The organism is Fontimonas sp. FW305-C-3 (assembly GCF_058783185.1).
The window spans coordinates 336,717-359,904 of record NZ_JBYSYK010000004.1 but is presented as its reverse complement, the minus strand read 5'-3'; the positions used below and the strand labels follow the sequence as shown (position 1 = coordinate 359,904).

Sequence of the window (23,188 nt, the reverse complement as noted above, 5' to 3'; positions counted from 1 at the left end):
GCGGTGGCGTCGATCAGTGCGGCGTCGGGTAGCTGAGCAGCTGGTCGATCTCGGCGAAGTCCTTTTCGGACAGCTCGCCGGTGAGCTGCTTGAGCTGAATCAGGCTCTGCAGCATCTGGTAGCGCGTGCGGTTGAGATCGCGGCGCGCCTGGACGACGCGCGACTTCGCATCGAGCACGTCGGTGATCGTGCGCGTGCCGGCGTCGTAGCCGGCGCTGACCGCGCGCTCGGCGAGCTGCGCGGATTCGAGCGACTTCTTGTAGGCCTCGGACTCGTAGTACGCCGTCTCCACCTGGCGGTAGAGCTGGCGCGTCTCGCGCTCGGTCTCCAGCGTCACGCGCTTGAGGTTGGCCTCCGCGGCGATCGCATTGGCCTCGGCCTTGCGCAGGTTGGCGGCGTTGACGCCGCCGGCGTAGATCGGAATGTTCAGTTCGACGCCGACGCGGGCGTCATCGGTTTCCTGGCCGAAGTCGTATTCGCTGGTGTCGTCGCGACCGGCGGACGCAACGAGATCGAGCTGCGGCATGCCGACCGACTGCGCCGACTTGCGGTCCGTTGCTGCGACGATCGCGGCCTTGGCGGCCAGCGCGATACGCGGGCTCTGTGCGCGGGCAGCCTGCACCCAGGCATCCGGCGACGCCGGGCTCAGTGCGGGGAAGGCAACGTCCTCCGGCAGCTGCGGCAGTTCGACATTGCCGTTGCCGGTGATCTCGTCGAGCGCGTCGCGCGAAGTCTGCAGTGAAGTGCGCGCCGACAGCAGCCGCGCGCGCGAAAGATCGTCGCGCGCCTGGGCCTCCTTGAGGTCCATGCCAGGCACCAGCTCGACGTCGTAGCGCTTCTGCGTGTCGTCCAGCGATTCACGCACGGCCTTGGTCTCGGCTTCGGCCTGCGCCAGCTCGTCCTGCGCGAGCAGCACGCCGAAGTAGCGTTCGGCCACGCGGCGCAGCACTTCGAGCTGGGTGTTCTTGTAGGTGACGTCGGCCTGCTCGTCGAGCGCGCGGGCACGGTCGCCGAGGGCGAACCAGTCGAGCCGGAACAGCGGCTGGCGCGCGGTCACCTGCGCCGACCAGCTCGGATACTCGTCTTCCGACTGACCGAACACGCCGTTCGATTCGGTCTTGGCGTACTGGTACTTGCCGCCGACCGACAGCGACGGCAGGCGCTCGCCACGCACGGCGCTGCTCAGCTCGCGATCGGCCGCGTACTGGGCGTCGGCCACCGCGATCGACGGATCGCGTTCCTTGGCGCGCTCGAACGCCTCGCTGAGCGTCATCGCCGCTGCCGGCAGGGACGCCGCCATCACCGCGACGGCAATCGCCGTGCGTGCGAACAACTGGTTGAACTGGCCGGCGCCCTTGCCGTGGTTCTTATGGGGCTTGGCTGCACAGATCATGAAACACCTCGGTTTTGATGCGTTCGATCAAGGCACTCACCGCCTTGTCGTCATTGGGGTCGACCAGCGGATTCCAGCCATAGCCGTTCAACATGACCTGCATGTGGCGGCACATCAGCTGATAGGAATCACCGCCGGTGAAATCTTCGAGCACGCCCTCGGCATGCACGAGGTTGTGCGTGCCGTTGGACAGCGCCCACATGCCGGTGCAGACCTCGCGCGCGGTCTGGCCGTGCAGCACCAGGTCGCCATCGCGCACGCCGTCGTCGACGATGCCGACGACGATCTCGCTGATCGGCTTGCAGGCTTCAAGAAAATCCTCGCGCCGGTCCGGCGACGCGGCACGCCAGACGACCTCGCACAGCGTGTACTGGGCGATGCGGAAATGGTCCGGGTGTTTGCGCACGAAGATCGAATCGGCGACGCCGATCGCGAACATGCGCTCGCGCGAGCCGGCGTCCCATTTGGCGACGCGCTGGAACAGCTCGACATGCTCGACGGTCTGCGCGGTCGTCAGCGCCAGCAGCAGGTCTTCCTTGCTGGCGAAGTGCTGATACAGCGTGCCCACGGCGTATTCGGCCTTCTCGGCTAGACGCGACATCTGCAGGTTCAACAGCCCGTTGTCGCGGATCAGCACGCGGGCATGCTCAAGCAGCAGCAGCTCGCGCTCGGCGAATTGGCGTTGGCGGCGTTCTTTAGTGCCCACGGCGCGAGTGAAGGGTCTGGGGGTCAGCTTGGTGAGGACGCGAATTTTGAACAAGATTCAAAAATAAGTCAAAGTTCATACTGCGATTGAAAGTTTTGCGCGATGCAACAAAGGCTTGCGCCAAGCCGCTGAAGACATCGCGCGACATCCCCTGGTTCTTGTCGCTGGCGGCCGGCCGAAATCGACAGCGGCTTCGTCGCTGGGCTGTATCCCGGATTGCCGCTCCGGCCGGCCCGCGCACAATGGCGGCCACCGGCGGTTCGCCCGCCTTCGCTCCGAGACCGTCATGCTCCATCGCCTGTTGCTCTGTCTGAGCCTTCTGCTGAGCGCGCCCTTCGCCGCCGCCGGCGACGCGGATTTCACCAAGGCCTTCGGCGACGACTGGCTGGCCCAGTACTGGCAGTTCAATCCGGATTACGCGATCTCGGTCGGCTACTACGCGGTGGCCGCCGAGCTGCCCGCACCGACCGCCGACAACCGCAAGCGTTATCGGGAATGGCTAGCCGTGCAGCTCAAGGCCCTGAACGCCGTCGCACCGGGCACGCTGAGCCCCGCGGTCCGCAGCGACTGGGCAATGCTGAAGACCCAGCTCGAATCGGAAGCCTGGACGCTCGACACGCTGAAGAGCTGGCAGTGGAATCCGTCGATCTACAACGTCGCCGAACCGATCGCGCTATTGCTGTCGACGCCGTACGCCGCGGAACCGGAGCGCCTGCGCACCGTGCAGAAGCGCCTGGTGCAGGTCCCGGCCTATTACGCGGCCGCGAAGGCCGCGATCGACCGGCCGACGCGCGAGCACACGCAGCTGGCGATCCAGCAGAACAACGGCGCGCTGGACGTGCTCGGTGACTCGCTGGAGAAGCAGCTGCGCGCATCGGCGCTGAGCGCGAAGGAGCGCGAGGTCTTTCTCGATGCGCTGAAGACCGCGCGCGCCGCCGTGACCGACTACGTCGCCTGGCTGCAGCAGCTGGATGCCGCGCAGGAAAAGAGCAGCAAGGCGCGCAGCTTCCGCCTCGGCGCAGCCTTGTACGAACAGAAGTTTGCCTACGACATCCAGTCCGGCTCGACCGCCAAGGCGCTGTACGAGCGGGCGTTGAAAGAGAAGGACGCGTTGCATGCGCGCATGGGCACGCTCGCCGACCAGTTGTGGCCGAAGTACTTCCCCGGCAGCAAGCCGCCCGCGGATCGCGTCGAGAAGATCGCCCGCATGATCGCGAAGCTGTCGGAGCGGCATGTCGCCCGCGAAGGTTTCGTCGACGAGGTCAAGCGCCAGATCCCGCTGCTCGAAGCCTTCGTGCGCGAGCACGATCTGGTCAGCCAGGATGCCAGCCGGCCGCTCGAGGTGCGCCTGACGCCGGCCTACCAACGCGGTTTCTCGATCGCCAGCATCAACGCGCCCGGCCCTTACGATCCGACCGCGAAGACCTATTACAACGTCTCGCCGCTCGACGACTACACACCCGAGCAGGCCGAGAGCTTCCTGCGTGAATACAACCACTGGCAGCTGCAGATCCTCAACATCCACGAAGCGGTGCCCGGTCACTACGTGCAGCTGCTGCACGCCAACAAATCGTCGAGCCGCATCAAGACCCTGTTCGGCAACGGCGCGATGGTCGAAGGCTGGGCGGTCTACGCCGAAAAGATGATGCTCGAATCCGGCTGGGGCGACTCAGCACCGGAGCTGGAACTGATCCACGGCAAGTGGCTGCTGCGCGTGACCTCGAACACGCTGCTCGACTACGGCATCCACGTGCTGAACTGGAACGAACAGCAGGTGCTCGACCTGATCCGCAACGAAGCCTTCCAGAGCGAGACCGAAGCGCGCGGTAAGTGGCGGCGCGCAACGCTGAGCCAGGTGCAGCTGACCAGCTACTTCGCCGGCTACTCGGCAATCTACGACTACCGCGCCAGCCTCAAGCAGAAACTCGGCAAGCGCTTCGACTTGAAACAGTTCCACGAAGCCTTCCTGTCGTACGGCAACGCGCCGGTCGCGGTGATCGAGTCGCTGATGAAGGCGGAGGATGCGGCTCGGTAGTCAGGCCGCGCGGCCCCTCACCCCGGCCCTCTCCCCGCACGCCGGGAGAGGGGGCACAGAGCACGTGAGCCTCACTCGCGGAGAGGGGCGCGCAGAACTATGAAATTCCCTCTCCCCGCTGGCGGGGAGAGGGGCAGGGTGAGGGGCAGGCGGAGAGCACTAGTGCTCTCAACCCCACGGCGCCTTGTCCGTCGTCTTCGGCGCCTCGATCGGCTTCATCAGCTGCAGCGGCAGCAGGCCGCCACCGCTGCCGCAGGTATTCGCCTCCGGATCCGCAAACCCGCCGACGTAGTTGTCGACCCAGTCGGACAACAGCTGCACCGCCTCGGTCTGCATCACGCTGCGCGCCAGCGGCGGCATCTTGATGCCGGCCTCGGTCGAGGCGACGCGGTTGACCAGGATCGACACGCCAGCGTTGCCAGGCTGGATATCGTAGGTTCCCGAATCCGCCCCGCGTCCCGCGGCAATCGGCGGCTTGCAGATGCCGTGTGCCTGCCCCATCGGCTCGGTGAAAGCATCGAGCCTTAGTCCGGAGTTCTGCGCGCCGCCGCCCGGATTGTGGCAATGCATGCAGTTCACCTCGAGATAGGCGCGTGCGCGGCGATGGACATCGGTGGCCGAGCCCGCCACGTCGCCGCCACTGCCCGGGACATTCCACTGCAGCATCTTCTCAAGCTGATCCGGCGATTGGCCGGCCGGCAGATCGAGCATGCCACGCGACTGCAGGTAGGCGAGCTGGTTCATCGTGCCCATGTCGGCATAGTCGCGATCCCGGTTGAGGTTGCGCACCTTCAAGCCGATCGGCGCAGTGCCGGCCTCGCGGTCGTCGCCGCCGTGGCACAGCAAACACGCGGCCGCACTCGGCACCGCGTATTGGTCGGTCGTGCCCTGGTAGCGCGGCCGTTCACCCTGCGCATTGCGCGCGTCGGGATTCTCGTCCTCGTAGTTCCAGCTGACGCTGTGCGTGCTGCCTTCGAGGCGCAGTTCGGCGTAGCGCTTGCCGTCCTCGCCGGTCTTCCACTCGTAGGCGAAGCCGACCCACACCGGGGTGCCGTCGGCGCGCTCGCGCTTGATCAGCAGGCGCGTCTCGACGACGTTCTCGGCGTCGCCATCCTTGAACGAGAAGGTCTTGGCGAGCACGGTGCCAACCGGGAAAGCCAGCGTTGCGGTGTTGCAGTTGTAGACGTTGAGCGTCTCGCAATCGAGGTGATCCTGGTAACGCGCCTTCTGCGGCTTGCCGCTGGCGTCGTCCGGCAGGAACAGGAAACGGGACTTGCTGGCGTAGTCGGAGAACAGGATCGTGTTGAGATCGAAGGGCACGCCGTTGCCATTCGGGTTCTTGGTCGGATCCTCGGCATCGGCGAACAGGCCGTACTGATCGAGGCGCGGGCAGTTGAAGCGAGCGAGCGCCGCGTGGTTTACCTGGCCCGCCGCACCACCACCGCAGACCGCCGCGAGTTCGGCGTCGCTCGGCCGCGGATCGTTAGCCGGATTCGGCGTATAGGGTGTCAGCACCGGCACGAACAGCGGCAGCAGCGCCGGTTCGACGATCGGACACTCCGTCGGAATCTCGCGCGTCGCCAGACCCAGGTTCGCCGGATCGGTCGGGTCCGGCGTGTAGAACTTGATGTTGACGTAATCGTCGACCAGAAAGGCCAGCGGATTGGTCTTGATGAACTGGTTGTTCTCGATGCACATGCCGTTCTGCGGCCGCTTCAGCGAGCCGTCGGCGTTGAACTTCCAGGCGTTGTACTTGCACTCCGGCTCCGGATCGAACTGGTACAGATTCGGCCGGCCGCGCTCGTCCATGCGGGCTTCGTAGCGCTGCTCGCGCGTCTCGTTCGGGTTCGGCTGGTTGAGCGGAATGCCGTCGCTGTCGACCGGCACGCTCGTACAGTCGTTCGGCGTGTCGACGGCGCCATCCCAGACGATCTGCGCCGACTTGCCGAGATTCTTCAGCTGGATGATCGTGACGAGCAGGCCCGGATTGTCGGTCAGGCACAGCGGATCATCGCCAAGGCCCGGCAGGCCGCCAGGACCGGTGCAGGTGCTGCGATCAGGATCCGGCAGCTGCGGCGCATAGCCGTTGTTGGTCAGGATGTTGTCGTAGATGTGCATGCCTTCTGGATAGAAGTCGAAGCGCTTCTGCGACTGGTTCGGATCGGCAAGCCCGTAGTTGGCGATGACGATGCCGACGGTCTTGTTGTCCTTGATGTCGTTGGCGTAGAACTCAAGCTGATCGGACGACAGCACAAGCGCGCCGGTGCCGGACGGCACCGAGGCGACGATCGCGCCGCGCGGCGCGAACTGCGGGATGTTGTTGTTGTACGAACGATTGCGGTGGACGCGATTCTTCTCACCAAACTGCACCCGCCCCGGCAGATCGAAGACCAGAAAGCCGCCGACGTTGTCGTGCGCGTAGTTGTCGACGAACTCGGCGCGGTAGGTGTTCTCGAACTCAAAGCCGGCAACGTTGTGATAAGCCTCCGTGCGGCGCACGAGGATGTCCGACGACTGCCCCACATAGACGCCGGCGTCCGCAGAGCCGACCGAGATCGAGTCTTCGATCAGCACGTCGTGGCAGATCACCGGATAAAACGCGTAGGCACCGTTGCCGGCCCAGCTTGCCGGATCGGCGTTGTAGGTGCCGGCGCCGTAGACCGAATCCGCATGCGGGTCGGAGATCGACCAGCCGACCCGCACGTCGCGGATCACGACATCTTCCGAGCGGAACACGCGCAGGCCGTTGCCCGGCGCGTCGTAGATCGTCAGGCCTTCGACCGTGATGCCGCGCATGCGGTTGAGGTTGAAGCCGTCCTGGTCCGAGCTCTGCTTGAAGCGCAGATAGGTCTTGTCCTTGCCGGCGCCTTTGATCCTGATGCCGTTCTTGCCGAACATGATCAGGCCGACGTTGAAATCGAACTTTCCTTCGCAGAACTCGATCGTGTCGCCTTCGTGCGCATCGAAGAACGCGATGATCGCTTCCTTCTGCGCATCCGGCCCCGGGCAGATGCGGTAGGTCCTGACGGCACTGTCGCCGCCGGCGGTTGGCGTCGGCAGCGCGCCGCTGACCGGCTCGCTGCTGCCACAGCCGCTGGCAAGGGCCGCGGCGAACAGCAGGCCCGCGACGCCCAGACCGCGCAGGAATGCACTCCGTGCTTTGTTCATTCTGGCTCCTCCCAGCGCTGCTTTGGCGCTTTTTCTGGCTAGTTGATCTCTCGACGATATGCCGATTGGCCGGGGGGCGCCAATAGTCTGGATTGACTAGGCATCGTGGCGGCCAGCGCGCAATGGCACGTTCAGCTTTTCACCCGATAATCGCCGGATGAGCCCGACCATCGCCAGCGAAGCCCCCACCGACGCGCCGACCGGACGCGGCATCCGCGCGCTCAGCTTCAACATCCAGGTCGGCATGCATACCGCGCATTACGGACACTACGTGACCGGCTTCTGGCGTCATGTGCTGCCGTCGCGCAGCCTGCGGGGCAACCTCGACCGCATCGCCGAGCTGCTCAGCGACTACGACTGCGTCGCCCTGCAGGAAGTCGATGCCGGCAGCCTGCGCACCGCGCAGATCAACCAGGTCGAGTACCTCGCCGCGCGTGCCGGCTTCGACCACTACGAGGTCGCGGTCAACCGCAATCTCGCGCCGGTCGCGCGTCACGCGCTCGCCGTGCTGTCACGCATTCCGCTGCACGACGTACGCCGTCATCCGCTGCCCGGCCGCGTACCCGGCCGTGGTGCGCTCGAAGTCCACCTGCGCCTCGCCGGCCGGCCGCCACTGCAGTGGATCAACACCCACCTTGCGCTCGGCCAGGGCGACCGCCGCCGCCAGCTCGATGCGATTGCCGCGCTGATCCGCCCCGGCAGCGACTGTCTGCTGATGGGCGACTTCAACTGCACGCCGGCGGAGCTCGCCGCGCACGCCGCACTGCAGCGCTGTGGCCTGCAGATCACCCACCACGCGCCGACCTACCCAAGCTGGCGCCCGCGCCGCTGCCTCGATCACATCCTGGTCAGCACCGGCCTACAGGAAGAGGACGCCACGGTACTCGGCGCGCATCTGTCCGATCACTGCCCGGTCGCGATCACGCTGAAGGTGCGCACCGCGTGAACTTCGACACCGGCAACATCCATCTGCTGACGATTCTGCTGGCCCTGTGGCCGATCGTCGCGATCGGCGCCGCCGGGCATGCCTTGCTGAGCCGGCGCGACCCGCGCACCGCCTGGGGCTGGATCGCGGTGTGCTGGCTGTTTCCGCTCGCCGGGCCGGCGCTTTACGCGATCTTCGGCATCAATCGCATCCAGTCGCGGGCCGAGCGCATCGGCATGACGCCGCGCAGCATCAGTGCCTCCAACGCCGAATCGCTGCACGAGCTGGACTGCCGGCACCACAGCCGGCAGAAACCGATCCTGCTGCCGGCCACCCTGCATCAGGTCGCCCGCACCGCGGACACGCTGACCGGCCTGCCGCTGCTCGGCGGCCAGCAGATCGAGGTGCTGCATAACGGCACGGCGGCCTATCCGCGCATGCTCGCGGCCATCGACGGTGCGCGGCACAGCATCGAGCTGTCGACATACATCTTCAATGTCGACAGCGCCGGCCGGCGATTCATTGATGCGCTGGCCCGCGCCCACGCGCGTGGCGTCGCCATCCGTGTTCTCGTCGACGGCGCCGGCGAGCGCTATTCGTGGAGACGCGTCACCGCCGCGCTGCGCCGCCTGAAGATTCCCTGCGCCGTCTTCAATCCTCTGCGGCTCATCCCGCCTTCACTGCACCTGAACCTGAGAAATCACCGCAAGCTGCTGATCGTCGACGGCCTCGTCGGCTTCACCGGCGGCATGAACATCAGCCGCTACCACGAGGCGGAGCGCAGCGACCCCCACGCCGTGGTCGATGTTCACTTCGAGCTGCGCGGCCCGGTCATCAGGCAGCTGAGCCAGCTCTTCGACGAGGACTGGGCCCTTTACGGCGAGAAGAAAAGCGACGATGTCGCTGCCGAGCCGATGGTCATGGCGCAAGCCTCGGAACAGATCCAGGGCGCGAACTGCCGCGTCGTCAGCGACGGCCCCAACGAAGATCACGACCACATCTCGCTGATCCTGCAGGCGGCCATTTCCGCGGCGCAGCGCGAGGTGCTGATCATGACGCCGTACTTCCTGCCACCGGCGGAACTCGCCGCGGAACTGCAGACCGCGGCGCTGCGCGGCGTCACGGTCCGCGTCGTGCTGCCGCAGAAGAACAACCTGCCGTTCGTGCACTGGGCCACGCGCAATTCGCTGGAGGAGCTGTTGCGCCTCGGCGTCGAGATCTACGAGCAGCCGGGCCCGTTCTGCCACAGCAAGCTGTTCGTCGTCGACGGGATCTACAGCCAGATCGGCAGCGCCAATCTCGATGCGCGCAGCCTCAAGCTGAACTTCGAACTGGCAGTGGAAATCTACGACGCGCCGTTTGCCGAGAAGCTCTGCGACCACATCAGAGGCGTCATCCGCGACTCCAGGCGCATCACGCTGGAGAGCATCCTCGGGCGCAGCGTGCCGGCGCGCCTGCGCGATGCCTTGTGCTGGCTGTTCTCGCCGTATCTCTGAACCCCCACCGCCGGCAGTCCGCACCGCTGGCCGCCCCTTTAAACGGCTCTGTCTGCCTCGGCTTGCGCATGCTTCGACATTGCGCCGGTCCGGCGCGACAATGGGCCATCGCTGTCCCGCAGAAGGCCGCAATCCGCCATGTCGCAGCAATACCTGAAGAATCCGCCCCTGCTGGAAGCCGATCTCGCAGCCGATCCGCTGGCCCAGCTCGACCGCTGGATCGGCGATGCGCAAGGCGCGGGCCTGCATGAACCGACGGCCATGACGCTCGCGACCGTCGACGGCGAAGGCAGACCTTCCGCGCGCATCGTGCTGTTCAAGGGCTTCGATGGCGGCGGCCTGACCTTTTTCACCAACTACGACGGCCGCAAGGGCCGCGAGCTGGCGCACAACAATCAGGTGGCTCTGGTGTTCTGGTGGGACATCATGGAACGCCAGGTCCGTATCGAAGGGACCACCGAGCGACTGCCGGTCGAGAAGTCGCGTCAGTACTTCTACCGCCGGCCGCGCGAGTCGCAGATCGGTGCGATCACCTCGCGGCAGAGCGCCGTCGTCGAAAGCCGTGAAGCGCTCGACCAGCGTTACGACGACAACATCGCCCGCCTTGCCGGCGACGACGTGCCCTACCCGGACTTCTGGGGCGGCTATCGCGTGACGCCACGCGCGGTCGAGTTCTGGCAGGGCCGCAATGGTCGCCTGCACGATCGCCTGCAGTACGTGCGCGACGGCCAGGCATGGCATGTCCAGCGCCTGGAGCCCTGATTGAAGCCGCCGCGCGCATGGCTCGCCGGTCTGCTGCTCGCTACGGCAAGCGGCAGCGTTGCCGCCGGCTACGTGCCGCGCGCCGAAGTCGAAGCCGCTTCGCGCAGCGCGGCGGTCCAGGCCAAGCAGCTTGCTGACGAGTACGCGCTGAGCGGGGCCCTGCAGCAGGCGCAATGGCGCAGCGTCGCCGACCCGCTGCGCAGCGAAGCGCAGATGATGGCCAGCCTGCAGTTGCTGCGTACGGTCACTGCGCCGACCGCAGCCACACGCGCGGCGGTCGCGGCCCTGCTCGATTACTCGTCGCAGACACTCACCGATCCGGTCGATGTCGAACAACGTCACCGTCGGACGCCGGCCTTCGAGATTGCAGGAGCGGCACGTGCGGCTCTGACGCACTGGCAATTGCGCACCGATGTCGCCGGGCTGCGCAAGGCGTTGGCGATCGCAGACATCGCGGCACTCGCCGGCGCGACCAACACTCAGGCCCTGGCCGAAGTGATCGGCACGGCAACGTCCGTCGAGCTTGAGCAGCTGCGCAACAACATTGCCGCGACGCCGGACAACCTGCGCGCGCTGTTCCTGCGGCTTGCCGAACCGCAGCTCGCGCTGGATGCATTGCGGCAACCGGCGGAGGCCGTCGGCCTGACCCTGATTGCCGACATCCCACGGGTGCTGTCGCCCGCCGCGGCGCTGGAAACGCTGAGCGCCGCCGGCATCGATGCCGACTATGTCTCCGCGGCGCGGCTGGAGCTTGCACCGCTGGTAAGCCAGCTGCCGGCGGCCCGCGACTATCTGCTGTCGTCGCTGGGCGACGGCGCCGGAGATTCCAGCGCGGTCGCGCTCGGGCGCAGCGAGGATGCGACCGCCATTGCGGCCTTGGCCACCATCGTCGAGCGCGATGCCGATGCACCGGCGCTGCGCCATGCGCTGCTCGGCCTGCGCGCCAGCAACAGCGCCGCAGCGGATGCCGCGCTCGAGCGTTTTGCCGCCGATGCCCGCCACGACGCCGCACTGCGCCAGGAGATCAGCCGATGGTTGCGCTGAAATACTGGTCCTTCGCGATGCTGTGCGCGGTCGTGGGCAGCGCATCGGCGCAGGTCCTGACGCTGACCAATACCTCGAAGCAGGCCAACGAAGTGCCGCTCGGCTATCCGGTGCCGCTGCCGGTCGATTCGCTGACTGCGGTCGCCGGTTTCCGCAGCTATGCGGCACTGGAGGATCGCCTCGCGGCGCTGTCGCTGAGCGAAGACATCGCCGCGGTGACGGTCGGCGAGACCGTGCGCGAGCGGCCGATCACCGCCTATCGCATCGGCGACGACGACGCGCTGACGGTCGAAGGTTTTGCTGAACCCGCCGCGCTGATCAATGGCACGATCCACGCGCGCGAATGGGCGAGCCCCGAAGTCGTGACCGGACTGGTCGAGCGCTTCGCCGCCCAACGCAACGACGGCGGCTTTTATCGCTACCTGCTCGACAATCTGAATCTGATCGTCGTCCCGGTGCTGAATGTCGACGGCTTCCTGCAGACGCAGCGCTATCCGACGCAGACCCTGCAGACCGAGTACGCCGGCGATCCGCAGCCGCAGAATCAGACCAGCGAACCGGTCGAGTACAGGAATTACCCGCGCGACGGACGCCTGCGTCGCAAGAACATGCGCGATGTCGACGAGGTTCTCTGTCCCGCGAGCCAAGGCGGCTGCGTGGCCGACGGCATGCTGGGCGTCGACCTCAACCGCAACAACGATTCGAAGTTCTTCGATTCCGGCAACGGCAACAGCGACAACCCCGCCGATCTGCTTTATCACGGCAGCTCGCGCGGCTCCGAACCGGAGATCCAGGCGCTGTACGCCGCCGCCGAGCTCGGCCCGCGCGAGCGTCTGCGTTTCTTTTCCGATACGCATTCCTTCGGTCGCGTGCTGTTCGGCGCCGACAGCGGCAATGCCCGGCGCGACGCGATCACGCGCACGCTGGCCGAACGGATGAGCGCAGCGACCGCAGGCGCGGTCGGTCGCTATCCCTACGACCCGACGCCACCGGATGTCGGCATCGGCAGCACCGACGAGTACTTCGGCAATGCCGACCAGATTCCGGCCTACACGCTGGAGATCGAACCGGTCAGCAGCAGCGCCGAGTACGGCGGCTTCGGCTACGGCCATAGCGGCTTCATCCTGCCGGCCAGCCAGATCGATCGCGTGCGGCGCGAACTGGCCGATGCCTACAGCCTCGGGCTGTACCGCATGTCCGGCCCGCCGGTATTGCTTGCCGCGCAGATTCGCCGGGTCGACAACGGCGAGATCGTCTATGCCGCGCAGTGGCAGCGCAACGGCGCCGCGCGCAGGCTGCAGGTCGACGCGCAACAGCCGCTGCAGGCCGGAACCGACTACCGGCTTTGGCTGGGCTTCAGCAAACCAATGCGCGCGCGCAACGACGCCGGCAACGTCGTCGCGTTCCGCGGACAGACGGCACCGCTGGCGCCGCAGATCGCCGTCGAAGGCGAGTCCGCGAGCGGCGCGTCGTTCAGCAGCGCGCTGGCCACCAGCGAGCAGGGCTGGCTGTCCGGCGCGGGTGGTGCGCCGGATGGGCGCCTGCGTTACAAGGATGATGCTTACGCGATCGACTTCCGCCTGCCGGCCAGCGTTGCTCTGGACGGCGCGAGGCTCGTCAACCTCAAGGTCACCGCGCAGGATCTGTCCGGCCAGGCCTTGGACAGCGATCCGGCTACGGTGCTCGACTGGTCGGCCGGCTGGCGGCGCTACGAGGATGATCGCGGCAACGACAACAGCGACACCGGTGGCAGCGATCGACAGCAGCGCATTGTCGACAGCGGTGGCGGAGGAGAGGGCGGCGGTGGCGGCGGCAGTGTCGATCCGACCCTGCTGTTGCTGGCACTGATGCTCGCATTCCGCCGGCAGCGCATGACGACCGGGTAGTCGCTACGCCTCATCACCCCGGAGCACTCATGGATTCGATGTTCGATTTCAGCGGCAAGCATGTCTTCGTCGCCGGCGGCACCAGCGGCATCAATCTGGGCATCGCCCATGCCTTCGCGCGTCAGGGCGCGAAACTCAGCGTGGCGTCGCGCTCGCAGGACAAGGTCGATGCGGCCGTCGCCGCGCTCAAGGCCCACGGCGGTGCAGCGTTCGGCGTCGCCGTCGATGTCCGCGACTACGCGCTGACCGAAGCCGCGCTGAAAGCCGCGCACGCGCAGCACGGCCCCATCGACGTGCTGGTTTCCGGCGCCGCCGGCAACTTCCCGGCGCCGGCCCTGGGCATTTCGTCGAATGGCTTTCGTGCCGTTGTCGAGATCGATCTGCTCGGCACTTTCCATGTGCTGCGCGCCGGCTTCGACCTGCTGCGCAAACCGGGCGCGAGCATCATCAACATCTCGGCGCCGCAAGCCTACAACCCGATGGAATTCCAGATGCATGTCTGCGCGGCGAAAGCCGGCGTCGACATGATCACCCGCGTCGGCGCGATCGAATGGGGTCCGCAGGGCGTGCGCATCAACTCGGTGGTGCCGGGCCCGATCAGCGATACCGAAGGCATGAAGCGCCTCGCGCCGAATGCGGAAACCACACAGATCGTCGCCGACTCGGTGCCGATGAAACGCTTCGGCACCAAGGACGACATTGCGAACTGCTGCCTGTGGCTCGCCAGCCCGATGGCCAGCTATGTCACCGGAACCGTGATTCCGGTCGACGGCGGCTGGTCGCTCGGCGGCACCAGTGTATCGAGCGCCGGCATGAAGAAGCTGATGGGCGGTTGATGCCGGGCCGTCAAATGAAAAAGGCCGGGATGATCCCGGCCTTTTTCATTTCCCGAAGCGTTCAAACGACAACGGCCACCTGCTCGGCCTGCAGCCCTTTCTGGCCCTGCACGATACTGAACTGGACCTGCTGTCCTTCCTGCAGGGTCTTGTAGCCCTCACCGACGATCTGACGAAAGTGGACGAATACATCATCCTGGCCTGCAGCACGCTGGATGAAGCCAAAGCCCTTGGCATTGTCGAACCACTTCACCGTTCCTGTTTCGCGATTTGCCATACCGTAAAACCTTCCGAATCTGACGTAGCAGCCGTCCTCAAGTCCTAGCAGCGCGCGGTCTCCCAACCGATCGCTGCATCCCCTGGGCTTTCACCCGTGCTGAACTTTACCGAGAAAATGCCGGGCGAGAAAATAGCGCGCTCGTGCATTACCGGACCAATACATCGCCGGGGTCCGCGATCGACGGAGAGGCCCGGCAGTTCACAGGGTATTCAGGCGCACTTCCACTATGATTCGCGCATCGCAATCCGCCGGCAGCAGCCCCCGATCAGGAGCTTTTCGATGAAACCATTTGCGCGTCGCGGCATGACCGCATTCTCGTTGGCCGCCCTGGTCGGCGTAGCCGCCTGCGCGACCTCACCAACCGGGCGCACCCAGCTGAACCTCGTTTCCAGCTCGCAGATGGCGGAGATGGGCGCGGCCGCGTTTCAGGAACTCAAGCAGAAGACGCCGGTCACCCAGAGCGCACAGACCAATGCCTATGTGCAGTGCGTGGCGCGCAGCATCACCAACGAGATCGGCGGCACCTGGGAAGTCCAGGTTTTCGAATCGAAGGACGTCAACGCCTTTGCACTGCCGGGCGGCAAGATCGGCGTCTACACCGGCCTGCTGAAAGTCACCGCGAACCAGGATCAGCTCGCCGCCGTCATCGGCCATGAAGTCGCACACGTCATCGCCGGCCATTCGGCAGCACGCGCGTCGAATCAGATGGCGACGCAGTACGGTGGCGCGCTGGCACAGATCCTCGGCGCACCGGCCCAGGCCGTCGACATGGGCGCCAAGGCGGTGATGGTTGGCATCCTGCTGCCTTACTCGCGCGGCGACGAAAGCGAAGCCGACATCCTCGGCCAGCAGTACATGGCGCGCGCCGGCTTCGATCCCGCGCAGGCGGCTCAGCTGTGGGTTTCGATGCAGGCGCGCGGCTCCGAGAAGCCACCGGAATTCCTGTCGACCCATCCGTCCGACAGCACCCGCATCGGCGCGCTGCAGCGCAATGAGGCGAAGGTGAAGCCGCTGTACGACCAGGCGCGTGCGGCTGGCAAGAAGCCGGCTTGCCGGGCCTAGGGCAACTCCGGATAGAACTTTCCGTCTTCCCTAGGCCGCCTGAGGGTGTGAGGCTGGGCGCTGCGGCGGCACCCAGGCTTCGGCGATGTAGTGACAGGCGACCGCGCCGCCGTCGCGCAGGCTGTGCACATGCGGCACGCGACGGTTGCACTCGTGATCGGCCATCGGACAGCGCGTAGTGAACAGGCAGCCGGTGGCGGGGATGCTGACATCGGGTGCCGGGCCGTCGCGCAACAGCTGCGCACGCAAGGCTGGATCCGCACCGGGCACCGAGGCGAGCAGCGCCTTCGTGTAGGGGTGGCGCGGATCGCTGAACAAGCGCACGGCATCGGCCTGTTCCATGATGCGGCCGAAGTACATGACAACGACGCGGTCGCAGATCTGGCGGATGACGCTCAGATCGTGCGAGATGAACAGCATCGCCATGCCGGTCTCGGCCTGCAGTGATTTCAGCAGGTTCAGGATCTGCTGCTGCACCGACACGTCGAGTGCGGATACCGCTTCGTCGCAGATCAGCACCCGCGGGCGGACGACCAATGCGCGCGCAATGCCGACACGCTGACACTGACCGCCCGACAGTTCGCGCGGACGATGCCGCCACAGGCTCTGATCGATCCCGACGCGCGTCAACATCGCGGTGACGCGTGCGCGGCGGGCGATTACATCCAGCTCCGGACACAGGAACTCCAGCGGCTCGGCAACGATGTCCTCGACGCGCATGCGCGGGTCGAGGCTGCCGAGCGGATCCTGGAACACCATCTGGATTTCGCGGCGCAGCGGCTGCCAGGCCTTGCGATCCAGACCGGCCAACTCGCGGCCATCGAAACGGATGGAGCCGGCGGCGATCTCGTGCACGCCGAGCAGCGCCCGCGCCAAGGTCGACTTGCCGGAACCCGACTCGCCGACCAGACCGAGGGTTTCGCCGGCGCGCAGGTTCAGATGGACTTCGTCGACCGCGCGCAGCAGCTGCGGCTGCGCGAACGGATGCGCCGCGCGCAGCCGATGCTGGACCTTGAGCTGGCGCACGGCCAGCAAGGCTTCGCTCTTCGCCGCGGGCGGCATCGTGCTCAAAGCGGCCGCCTTACTCGAGCAGGCTGCGCAACATCCATGCGGTCTTTTCGTGCACCTGCATGCGCTGCGTCAGCAGATCCGCACTCGGCTCGTCGCTGGCCTTGTCGACGGTCGCAAAGACCTTGCGCGCAGTACGCACGCAGGCTTCGTGACCCTTGACCAGCTCGCGGATCATCGTGTCGGCGGCCGGCACGCCGTCGGTTTCCTTGATCGACGACAGCGCCGCGTACTGCTTGTACGTGCCGGGCGCCGGGAAGCCCAGCGCACGGATGCGTTCCGCGACCAGATCGACCGCCAGTGCCGCCTCGGTGTAGTGCGTCTCGAACATCAGGTGCAGCGTGTTGAACATCGGACCCGTAACGTTCCAGTGGAAGTTATGGGTCTTCAGGTAGAGCGTGTATTCGTCGGCCAGCAGATGGCACAGGCCATCGGCGATCGCCTTGCGGGCGTCCTTGCTGATGCCGATATCGATGCCTTCGCCGGCGGCTGCCTTGGGGGATTTGCTCTTGTTCTTGGCCACGGGGGTCTCCTGGTCAACGGGTGCTAGGGGATGCGCACAGTGTATGCACTGGCGCACCGTCTGCCCAATGAATCTTCGCTGTTGCTCCGATGCAACAAGGCTATGCTGGGAACGTAGCCCGGATGCAATCCGGGGAGCCGCGCTCGCCGCGAACCTGCATCCCGGGTTTCACCCGGGCTACGGGCACCGCGCATCGGGTCTTCAGTCGGTCAGCAGCTTGGTCTTGCGATAGAAGCTGAAGATGTCGTTCATGCTGCGCTTCGGCTTCCAGTTGAAAGTCTTGCGGAACAGGCTGCCGTCGATGATCACCGGGTACTTGAAGTAATTGATCAGGTACGGCGGGAAGAAGGCGTTCCAGTTAAGCGCGCTGCTGATCAGCTTCGGCAGCATTGGCGGGATGCTCATGACCGGCAGGCGCCGGCAGCCGCTTTGCTGCAGCGCGACCTGATAGGCGACCCAGTCGTCCGGCGCGACGTTGTAGATGCCCGGCTGATTGCCTTCGAAGGCCAGCATCATCGCGTCCGCCATGTCGTCGACATGCAGGAACTGCATCAGCGGCGAGAAGCCGACCAGCACCGGCGCCAGCGGCCGCGACAGCAGCAGCGCCATCGTGTTCTGCACGCCCGGACCGAGCACGTTGCAGGGGCGCAGGATGGTGATGTGCAGTTCCGGGTATTTCCACATGTAGATCTGCGCGAGGCTTTCGACCTCGACCGAATCGACCAGATCCTGCGTGACCTCGCTGGCCTTCAGCGGCGCATCCTCGTCGAGCAGCGCCGGGTTGTAGGCCGACGCGCCGTAGACGAAATACGTCGAGTGGATGATCACCTGCTTGACTGCGTACTTGCGGCACAGGTCGAGCAGCTTCTTGGTGCCGAGCACATTGGCGTTGTAGCGCCGCTGGCGATCCGACTCGTGCGTGAAGATGCGGCCGATGTGGATCACCGCATCGATGCGGTGATTGCGGAATACGTCTTCAAAGCCGCGCTTGTAGGTGTCGACCTTGTACGACGGAATGCCGGCGTCGGTCTCGACCTTGCGGCGGAAATCGACCGCGACAACGTTGTACTGGCCGTGCAGTCGCGCAATCACCCGCCGCGCCAATGACCCCGCGGCACCCGTAACGAGGACGGTTTTCTTGTCTGTGCTGGTCTTGCTCATTCGTGTGCGCTCAGAAAATCGACGTGCGTTGCTGGAGGCCCAGATCGATCAGCTCGCGGATGCGTTCCTTGACCTCTTCGACGCGCGCGGTGACTTCGTCCTCGCTGTCGGCATTGCAGCTGTACTGGATCGGCTCGCCGAAATTCAGGTACACGCGGGCCGGCAACGGCAGCGGCGGTGCGATCGGCACATACGGAATGCCCAGCAGCTTCGCCAGCGGCGTGATGCTCGCCAGCGAAGGCATCGTCTCCTCGCAGCCGACGACGCCGACCGGCACGATCGGCGTGTTGTGCTGCAGCGCCAGGTGCAGGAAGCCGTTGCCGAAGCGCTGCAGCTGGTAGCGCATGCGATAAGGCTTGCCGGAGCCGCGTACGCCTTCCGGGAACACGATGATCACTTCGTCGCGGTCGAGCATCTTCGCGCAGTTGATCGGATCGCCGATCACCGCGCCGACCGAGTTCAGCCAGTTGCCGAGCCACGGCACCTGCGGGAAGAAGCGCTCGATCATCGCGCGCGCAAAGCGCGGTCCGTGCGGGTTGGTCGCCAGCGCGGTGCCGATCAGCACGCCGTCCATCGGCAGCTGCCCGGAGTGGTTGGCGATGATCAGCACCCGGCCGCTTTCCGGAATGTTCTCCAGCCCGTTGGCCGTGACCCGGAAATACTTGTCGTAGAGCATCTTCATGATGCCCAGCGTGAACTTGGCGGTGTTCTCGTTATAGCCCCAGGGGTCGTAGCCGAAACTGCCGACCGGCTTGGGGATGCGCGCAAACAGCTCGTCCAGTTCCGGCGTCACCACGCGTTGATACAGCGCGTCACCAGGGCCGACCTGGGACAGATTCTTCAGTGAGGCTAGCGTCAGCATGATGTCGTCGCCGCAGGCGGCGCCCCGAAAGGTCGGTGAGTACGGTGAATGCGTGGAGGTTTGCGGAAAGCCCCGGAAGGCTCCGACTGCAACGGTATGCGAAATCCGCGCCATCGTGAAGCCAGTGTGCACCGTTTCAGTTCAGGCCGATGCACCTGATTCCGTTGAGGCAGACTCACTCTCGCGCTGCTGCAGGCGCCATAAGCGTGCATAGGGGCCGTCGCGACGCACCAGTTCGGCATGGTGGCCGCGTTCGACGACCGTGCCGTGTTCGAGGACGATGATCTCGTCGGCGTCGACGACGGTCGACAGCCGGTGGGCGATCACCAGCGTCGTACGCCGGGCCGCAACCTCGCGCAGCGCATCCAGAATGGCCCGTTCCGACCGCGAGTCCAGCGACGAGGTGGCCTCGTCGAAGATCATCAGCGGCGGATTCTTCAGCAGCGCCCGGGCGATCGCGACGCGCTGCTTCTCGCCGCCGGACAGCTTCAGCCCGCGCTCGCCGACCGGCGTTGCGTAACCGCCCGGCAGGCGCTCGATGAAGCCGTCCAGATGAGCCAGCCGCGCGGCCTCCCGCACTTCCTGCGGACTCGCACCGGGCCGGCCATAGGCGATGTTGTATTCCAGGGTGTCGTTGAACAGCACCGTGTCCTGCGGGACGACGCCGATCTGCGCCCGCAGGCTGTCCTGGCTCAGGCTGCGCAGGTCCTGGCCGGCGATGCGGATCGCGCCGGCATCCGGGTCGTAGAAGCGGAACAGCAGGCGTGCCAGCGTCGATTTGCCGGCCCCGCTGGCGCCGACGACGGCGACCTTGCGCCCGGCCGGTATGCGGAAGCTGACACCATGCAGGATCTGCCGCTCCGGCCCGTAGCCGAACTGCACGTTGTCGAACTCGACATCGGCATTGCCCGGCTGCAGAACCAGCGTCGCCGGACCGTCGACGACCCGCGGCTCGACTTCCAGCAGCGTGAACATGCGCTGCATGTCGGTCAGCGCCCGGCGGATCTCGCGGTAGACGAAGCCAAGCAGGTTGAGCGGAATGAACAGCTGGATCAGATAGGCGTTGATCGCGACGAAGTCGCCAAGCGTCATCGTGCCTTGCGTCACGCCATCGGCCGCCATGAACATCATCCAGGTCAGGCTGGCGGCGACGATCAGTGCCTGGCCGGTGTTCAGCGCGGCGAGCGACACGCGGTTCTGCTGCTGGGCGGTCTCCCATTCGGCAAGCGCACGGTCGTACTGCTCGGCCTCGTAGCGCTCGTTGCCGAACAGCTTGACCGTCTCGAAGTTGAGCAGGCTGTCGATCGCCCGCGTGCCGGCATTGGAATCGAGCCGGTTGGCCTTGCGCACGAACTGCGTGCGCCATTCGGTCGTCAGCACCGAGAACAGGATATAGACCGCAACCGCGAACGCGGTCACCAGCGCAAACTCCGGGCCGTAGTTGAACAGCAGGATCGCGGTCACCAGCCCCAGTTCGAGCAGCGTCGGCAGGATGTTGAACAGCATGAAGCGCAGCAGGAAGCTGATGCCGGAGATGCCGCGCTCGATGTCGCGCGACAGCCCGCCGGTGCGGCGCGACAAGTGAAAGTCGAGGTCGAGGCGATGCAGGTGGCGCAGCACCGACAGCGCCGCGCGGCGCATCGCGCGCTCGCTGACGCGGCCGAAGACGACGTCGCGCAGTTCGGCCAGCAGCACCGAGGCCAGGCGCAGGCCGCCGTAGGCGAGCAGCAGACCAACCGGCACCGCAAGGACCGCGGTGCCCTGTTTGTCGAGCGCCTCGACCAGCCGCTTGAGGAGCATCGGCAACGCCGTCACCGCCAGCTTGGCGGCCACCAGGGCCGCGACCGCAATTCCCACCCGCAGCGGGAATTCCCGCAGATACGGCACCAACGCGCGCAGGGCGCGCCAGTCCGGCGCGGCGGACTCGCTGTCTTCGGGGCTGGAGGGGCGGCTGAGCGGGCGCACGTCTGGCGTTGGAGGTGGGGCGCGGACTGTGATCCGCGCCATGAAGCTACCGGAGCGTCAGTGTATATTGAGGCGGTACCCCCCTTCAGTGGCTGTCATGCCGATATTCGACAGGGAACGTGAGCGGCGCGCCCGCACACAGCCGCTCATCAACGCAAGGATGCCGTCATGCTGACTGCAGGAACCGAGCTCGGTAAGTACAAGATTCTGCGACTGCTCGGCACCGGCGGCATGGCGGATGTCTACGAGGCAGAAGACCAGCAACTCGGCCGGCGTGTCGCCCTCAAGGTCCTGCCGCCGGAGTTCGCGCGGGACCCCAAGGCGGTCGCCCGCTTCGAGAAGGAAGTCCGCGCCGCGGCCTCGCTGAACCACGCCAACATCGTGACGATCTTCGAGGTCGACCACGCCAGCGATCTGCATTTCTGCGCGATGCGCCTGCTCACCGGCGGCGATCTGCGCGCGCGCATCGACAAGGGCCTCAATCCGGGCCAGGCGCTGGATATCCTGCGCGAGATCACCGGCGCTTTCGTCCATGCCCACAACGCCGGTTTCGTTCATCGCGACGTCAAGCCGGAGAACATCCTGTTCGACGAGCAGGGGCGCGCGATCCTGACCGACTTCGGCATCGCCAAGGCGATGTCGTCGGACTCCAAGATGACCGCGACCGGCGTCTCGATCGGCACGCCGCGCTACATCAGCCCGGAACAGGCGCGCGGCCAGACCGTCGACGGCCGGGCCGACATCTACAGCCTTGGCGTCATCTTCTACGAGATGCTGACCGGCAAGCTGCCGTTCCTCGCCGAAGATTCGCTGGCGCTGATCTTCATGCACGTCACCGAGCCGATCCCGCGCCTGCCGGCCCAGTTCTCGCGCTTCCAGGGCCTGGTCGATGCATTGATGGCCAAGGACCCGGCGCAGCGCCCGGCAACCGCCGACGAAGTGCTCAAGATGCTGCGCGCGTTTACCGACGTCGCGCCGCCGCCTTCGCCGCCACCACCGCCGCCGCCGCCGCGCCCGGCCAGCAGCAGCAACCCGACGATCGTCACCAGCGAACGCGAATTTGCACAGAAGCTGGTTCAGGAAGAAGAGCGTCAGCGCGTCGAAGCCAGCCGGCGCAGCGGCCAGCTGCCTGAAGAGGCGATTGCCGCGGCCGTCGCCGCAGCGCCACCACCACCGCCGGAACCACCGAAGCCGGTAGCATCGCCGCCACCGCCGCCACCGCCGCCACCTCCTCCACCGCCGCCGCCGCCCCCGCCGCCGCCTGCTGCACCGACACCGCCGCCCGCCGCGCCGCGTGCACCGTCGCGGGTTTCGACGGCGCCCAAGGCGGTCGCTCCTGCTTCCAAGGCACTGCCGACCGCGAACTTCGATCAGCACCGCAGCTCAAGCAAGGCACCGCTCGCCATCATCGGCGGTGGATTGCTGGTCGTCGGCGTAGCGCTGGCCTGGATGCTGCTCGGCGGCAACGGCGAAGAGGCACCGGCCGCCAATGATTCGGCCGCGGCATCGACGGAGCTTGTCGCGGCTGCAGACGAGCCTAAGACCGAGTCACAACCGATCGCAGAGCCCATCGCGACAACCAGCCCGATTGCCGCCGTGGAAACCGTTGCCGTCGCAACCGCGGCTGCCACTGCGGCCGCGACCACCGAGCCTGCGACACCCGCACAGATCGAAGCCGAGAAGAAGCGCAAGGCGGCACTGGAAGCCAAACGCAGCTCGGCGGCAAACAAGTCGAAGACGGTGCCGGTCGACGACGCCAGCCAGAGGGCGATCGATCGCACCAAGCGTTTCGCGCAGGAAAAGGCCGCCTGCAAACGCCACGTCTCGGCACTGTTCCCCGGCTGGGAATTCACTTACTCCGACATGGCCAAGTATCCCGGCGCGAACAAATCTCCGGACGGCAGCATCGAGACACCGGAGCTGATGGACGACTTCGGCACGCCGAAGCGCTACATCATCGACGTCGGCGGCTGCATCGTCGGCGTCATCGGTTAGCCGGCGCGAGCTGCAACGAAA

General features: G+C 66.1%; 18 protein-coding genes. 9 read left to right on the top strand and 9 right to left on the bottom strand.

Annotated features, from left to right (window positions below):
* Positions 1-13 precede the first annotated feature (13 nt).
* Both AC3WUF_RS17020 and AC3WUF_RS17015 read right to left on the bottom strand, forming a co-directional pair.
* On the bottom strand, positions 14-1,393 hold the full coding sequence (locus AC3WUF_RS17020) for a TolC family outer membrane protein (protein ID WP_492427779.1): 1,380 nt from the start codon (positions 1,391-1,393) through the stop codon (positions 14-16).
* Positions 1,368-2,099: a TetR/AcrR family transcriptional regulator gene (locus AC3WUF_RS17015; RefSeq protein WP_492427777.1), complete on the bottom strand. Its 732-nt coding sequence runs from the start codon at positions 2,097-2,099 to the stop codon at positions 1,368-1,370. Before AC3WUF_RS17015 ends, AC3WUF_RS17020 begins: the two co-directional genes overlap by 26 nt.
* A 286-nt stretch (positions 2,100-2,385) precedes the next feature.
* On the opposite strand from AC3WUF_RS17015, the gene AC3WUF_RS17010 reads away from it, so the two are divergent.
* The gene (locus AC3WUF_RS17010; protein ID WP_492427775.1) at positions 2,386-4,134 is read left to right on the top strand and encodes a DUF885 domain-containing protein; all 1,749 of its coding nucleotides are present in this window, start codon (positions 2,386-2,388) and stop codon (positions 4,132-4,134) included.
* Between the two features lie 168 nt (positions 4,135-4,302).
* Here the strand turns inward: AC3WUF_RS17010 and AC3WUF_RS17005 are convergent, their stop codons facing one another.
* Positions 4,303-7,302 (bottom strand): parallel beta-helix domain-containing protein, encoded by a 3,000-nt coding sequence (locus AC3WUF_RS17005; RefSeq protein WP_492427773.1) that lies wholly within the window; start codon positions 7,300-7,302, stop codon positions 4,303-4,305.
* A 157-nt stretch (positions 7,303-7,459) separates the two neighbouring features.
* Between AC3WUF_RS17005 and AC3WUF_RS17000 the strand changes: the two genes are divergently transcribed.
* The 6 genes from AC3WUF_RS17000 to AC3WUF_RS16975 all read left to right on the top strand — a co-directional run bounded on the left by AC3WUF_RS17000 (position 7,460) and on the right by AC3WUF_RS16975 (position 14,251).
* The gene (locus AC3WUF_RS17000) at positions 7,460-8,248 is read left to right on the top strand and encodes an endonuclease/exonuclease/phosphatase family protein (protein WP_492427771.1); all 789 of its coding nucleotides are present in this window, start codon (positions 7,460-7,462) and stop codon (positions 8,246-8,248) included.
* A complete protein-coding gene (cls, locus tag AC3WUF_RS16995; protein ID WP_492427769.1) occupies positions 8,245-9,723 on the top strand; it encodes a cardiolipin synthase in 1,479 nt (492 codons plus the stop codon). The genes AC3WUF_RS17000 and cls overlap by 4 nt, the downstream gene beginning before the upstream one ends.
* Positions 9,724-9,861: 138 nt before the next feature.
* Positions 9,862-10,485, top strand: coding sequence for a pyridoxamine 5'-phosphate oxidase (pdxH, locus tag AC3WUF_RS16990; RefSeq protein WP_492427767.1), 624 nt, complete (start codon positions 9,862-9,864; stop codon positions 10,483-10,485).
* On the top strand, positions 10,486-11,529 hold the full coding sequence (locus AC3WUF_RS16985; RefSeq protein WP_492427765.1) for a hypothetical protein: 1,044 nt from the start codon (positions 10,486-10,488) through the stop codon (positions 11,527-11,529). It abuts the gene before it with no gap.
* Positions 11,517-13,415, top strand: coding sequence for a M14 family zinc carboxypeptidase (locus AC3WUF_RS16980; protein WP_492427763.1), 1,899 nt, complete (start codon positions 11,517-11,519; stop codon positions 13,413-13,415). Before AC3WUF_RS16985 ends, AC3WUF_RS16980 begins: the two co-directional genes overlap by 13 nt.
* 29 nt (positions 13,416-13,444) lie before the next feature.
* On the top strand, positions 13,445-14,251 hold the full coding sequence (locus AC3WUF_RS16975; protein ID WP_492427761.1) for an SDR family oxidoreductase: 807 nt from the start codon (positions 13,445-13,447) through the stop codon (positions 14,249-14,251).
* Between the two features lie 61 nt (positions 14,252-14,312).
* On the opposite strand, the gene AC3WUF_RS16970 is transcribed toward AC3WUF_RS16975, so the two are convergent.
* Complete coding sequence (locus AC3WUF_RS16970; RefSeq protein ID WP_492427759.1) at positions 14,313-14,528, bottom strand: cold-shock protein; 216 nt, start codon at positions 14,526-14,528, stop codon at positions 14,313-14,315.
* Between the two features lie 282 nt (positions 14,529-14,810).
* On the opposite strand from AC3WUF_RS16970, the gene AC3WUF_RS16965 reads away from it, so the two are divergent.
* Positions 14,811-15,593: a M48 family metallopeptidase gene (locus AC3WUF_RS16965; protein WP_492427757.1), complete on the top strand. Its 783-nt coding sequence runs from the start codon at positions 14,811-14,813 to the stop codon at positions 15,591-15,593.
* Positions 15,594-15,623: 30 nt separating this feature from the next.
* On the opposite strand, the gene AC3WUF_RS16960 is transcribed toward AC3WUF_RS16965, so the two are convergent.
* The 5 genes from AC3WUF_RS16960 to AC3WUF_RS16940 form a co-directional block, all read right to left on the bottom strand.
* Positions 15,624-16,655, bottom strand: coding sequence for an oligopeptide/dipeptide ABC transporter ATP-binding protein (locus AC3WUF_RS16960; protein ID WP_492428425.1), 1,032 nt, complete (start codon positions 16,653-16,655; stop codon positions 15,624-15,626).
* 19 nt (positions 16,656-16,674) lie between these two features.
* Positions 16,675-17,184, bottom strand: coding sequence for a Dps family protein (locus tag AC3WUF_RS16955; RefSeq protein ID WP_492427755.1), 510 nt, complete (start codon positions 17,182-17,184; stop codon positions 16,675-16,677).
* A 201-nt stretch (positions 17,185-17,385) separates the two neighbouring features.
* On the bottom strand, positions 17,386-18,345 hold the full coding sequence (locus AC3WUF_RS16950; protein WP_492427753.1) for an SDR family oxidoreductase: 960 nt from the start codon (positions 18,343-18,345) through the stop codon (positions 17,386-17,388).
* A gap of 10 nt (positions 18,346-18,355) precedes the next feature.
* Positions 18,356-19,207 (bottom strand): lysophospholipid acyltransferase family protein, encoded by an 852-nt coding sequence (locus AC3WUF_RS16945; RefSeq protein ID WP_492427751.1) that lies wholly within the window; start codon positions 19,205-19,207, stop codon positions 18,356-18,358.
* 141 nt (positions 19,208-19,348) lie between these two features.
* Positions 19,349-21,172 (bottom strand): ABCB family ABC transporter ATP-binding protein/permease, encoded by a 1,824-nt coding sequence (locus AC3WUF_RS16940; RefSeq protein ID WP_492427749.1) that lies wholly within the window; start codon positions 21,170-21,172, stop codon positions 19,349-19,351.
* Positions 21,173-21,340: 168 nt separating this feature from the next.
* On the opposite strand from AC3WUF_RS16940, the gene AC3WUF_RS16935 reads away from it, so the two are divergent.
* Positions 21,341-23,167, top strand: a complete 1,827-nt coding sequence (locus AC3WUF_RS16935) for a serine/threonine-protein kinase (RefSeq protein ID WP_492427747.1) — start codon at positions 21,341-21,343, stop codon at positions 23,165-23,167.
* Positions 23,168-23,188: the final 21 nt, after the last annotated feature.

Bases quoted from the DNA above. Each gene is read 5' to 3' on its own strand.
- AC3WUF_RS16965 (WP_492427757.1), top strand. From the start codon at position 14,811: ATGAAACCATTTGCGCGTCGCGGCATGACCGCATTCTCGTTGGCCGCC.
- AC3WUF_RS16980 (WP_492427763.1), top strand. From the start codon at position 11,517: ATGGTTGCGCTGAAATACTGGTCCTTCGCGATGCTGTGCGCGGTCGTG.
- AC3WUF_RS17000 (WP_492427771.1), top strand. From the start codon at position 7,460: ATGAGCCCGACCATCGCCAGCGAAGCCCCCACCGACGCGCCGACCGGA.
- AC3WUF_RS17005 (WP_492427773.1), bottom strand. From the start codon at position 7,302: ATGAACAAAGCACGGAGTGCATTCCTGCGCGGTCTGGGCGTCGCGGGC.
- pdxH (WP_492427767.1), top strand. From the start codon at position 9,862: ATGTCGCAGCAATACCTGAAGAATCCGCCCCTGCTGGAAGCCGATCTC.
- AC3WUF_RS16935 (WP_492427747.1), top strand. From the start codon at position 21,341: ATGCTGACTGCAGGAACCGAGCTCGGTAAGTACAAGATTCTGCGACTG.
- AC3WUF_RS16950 (WP_492427753.1), bottom strand. From the start codon at position 18,345: ATGAGCAAGACCAGCACAGACAAGAAAACCGTCCTCGTTACGGGTGCC.
- AC3WUF_RS17010 (WP_492427775.1), top strand. From the start codon at position 2,386: ATGCTCCATCGCCTGTTGCTCTGTCTGAGCCTTCTGCTGAGCGCGCCC.
- AC3WUF_RS16945 (WP_492427751.1), bottom strand. From the start codon at position 19,207: ATGCTGACGCTAGCCTCACTGAAGAATCTGTCCCAGGTCGGCCCTGGT.
- AC3WUF_RS16970 (WP_492427759.1), bottom strand. From the start codon at position 14,528: ATGGCAAATCGCGAAACAGGAACGGTGAAGTGGTTCGACAATGCCAAG.
- AC3WUF_RS16975 (WP_492427761.1), top strand. From the start codon at position 13,445: ATGGATTCGATGTTCGATTTCAGCGGCAAGCATGTCTTCGTCGCCGGC.
- AC3WUF_RS16960 (WP_492428425.1), bottom strand. From the start codon at position 16,655: ATGCCGCCCGCGGCGAAGAGCGAAGCCTTGCTGGCCGTGCGCCAGCTC.
- AC3WUF_RS17020 (WP_492427779.1), bottom strand. From the start codon at position 1,393: ATGATCTGTGCAGCCAAGCCCCATAAGAACCACGGCAAGGGCGCCGGC.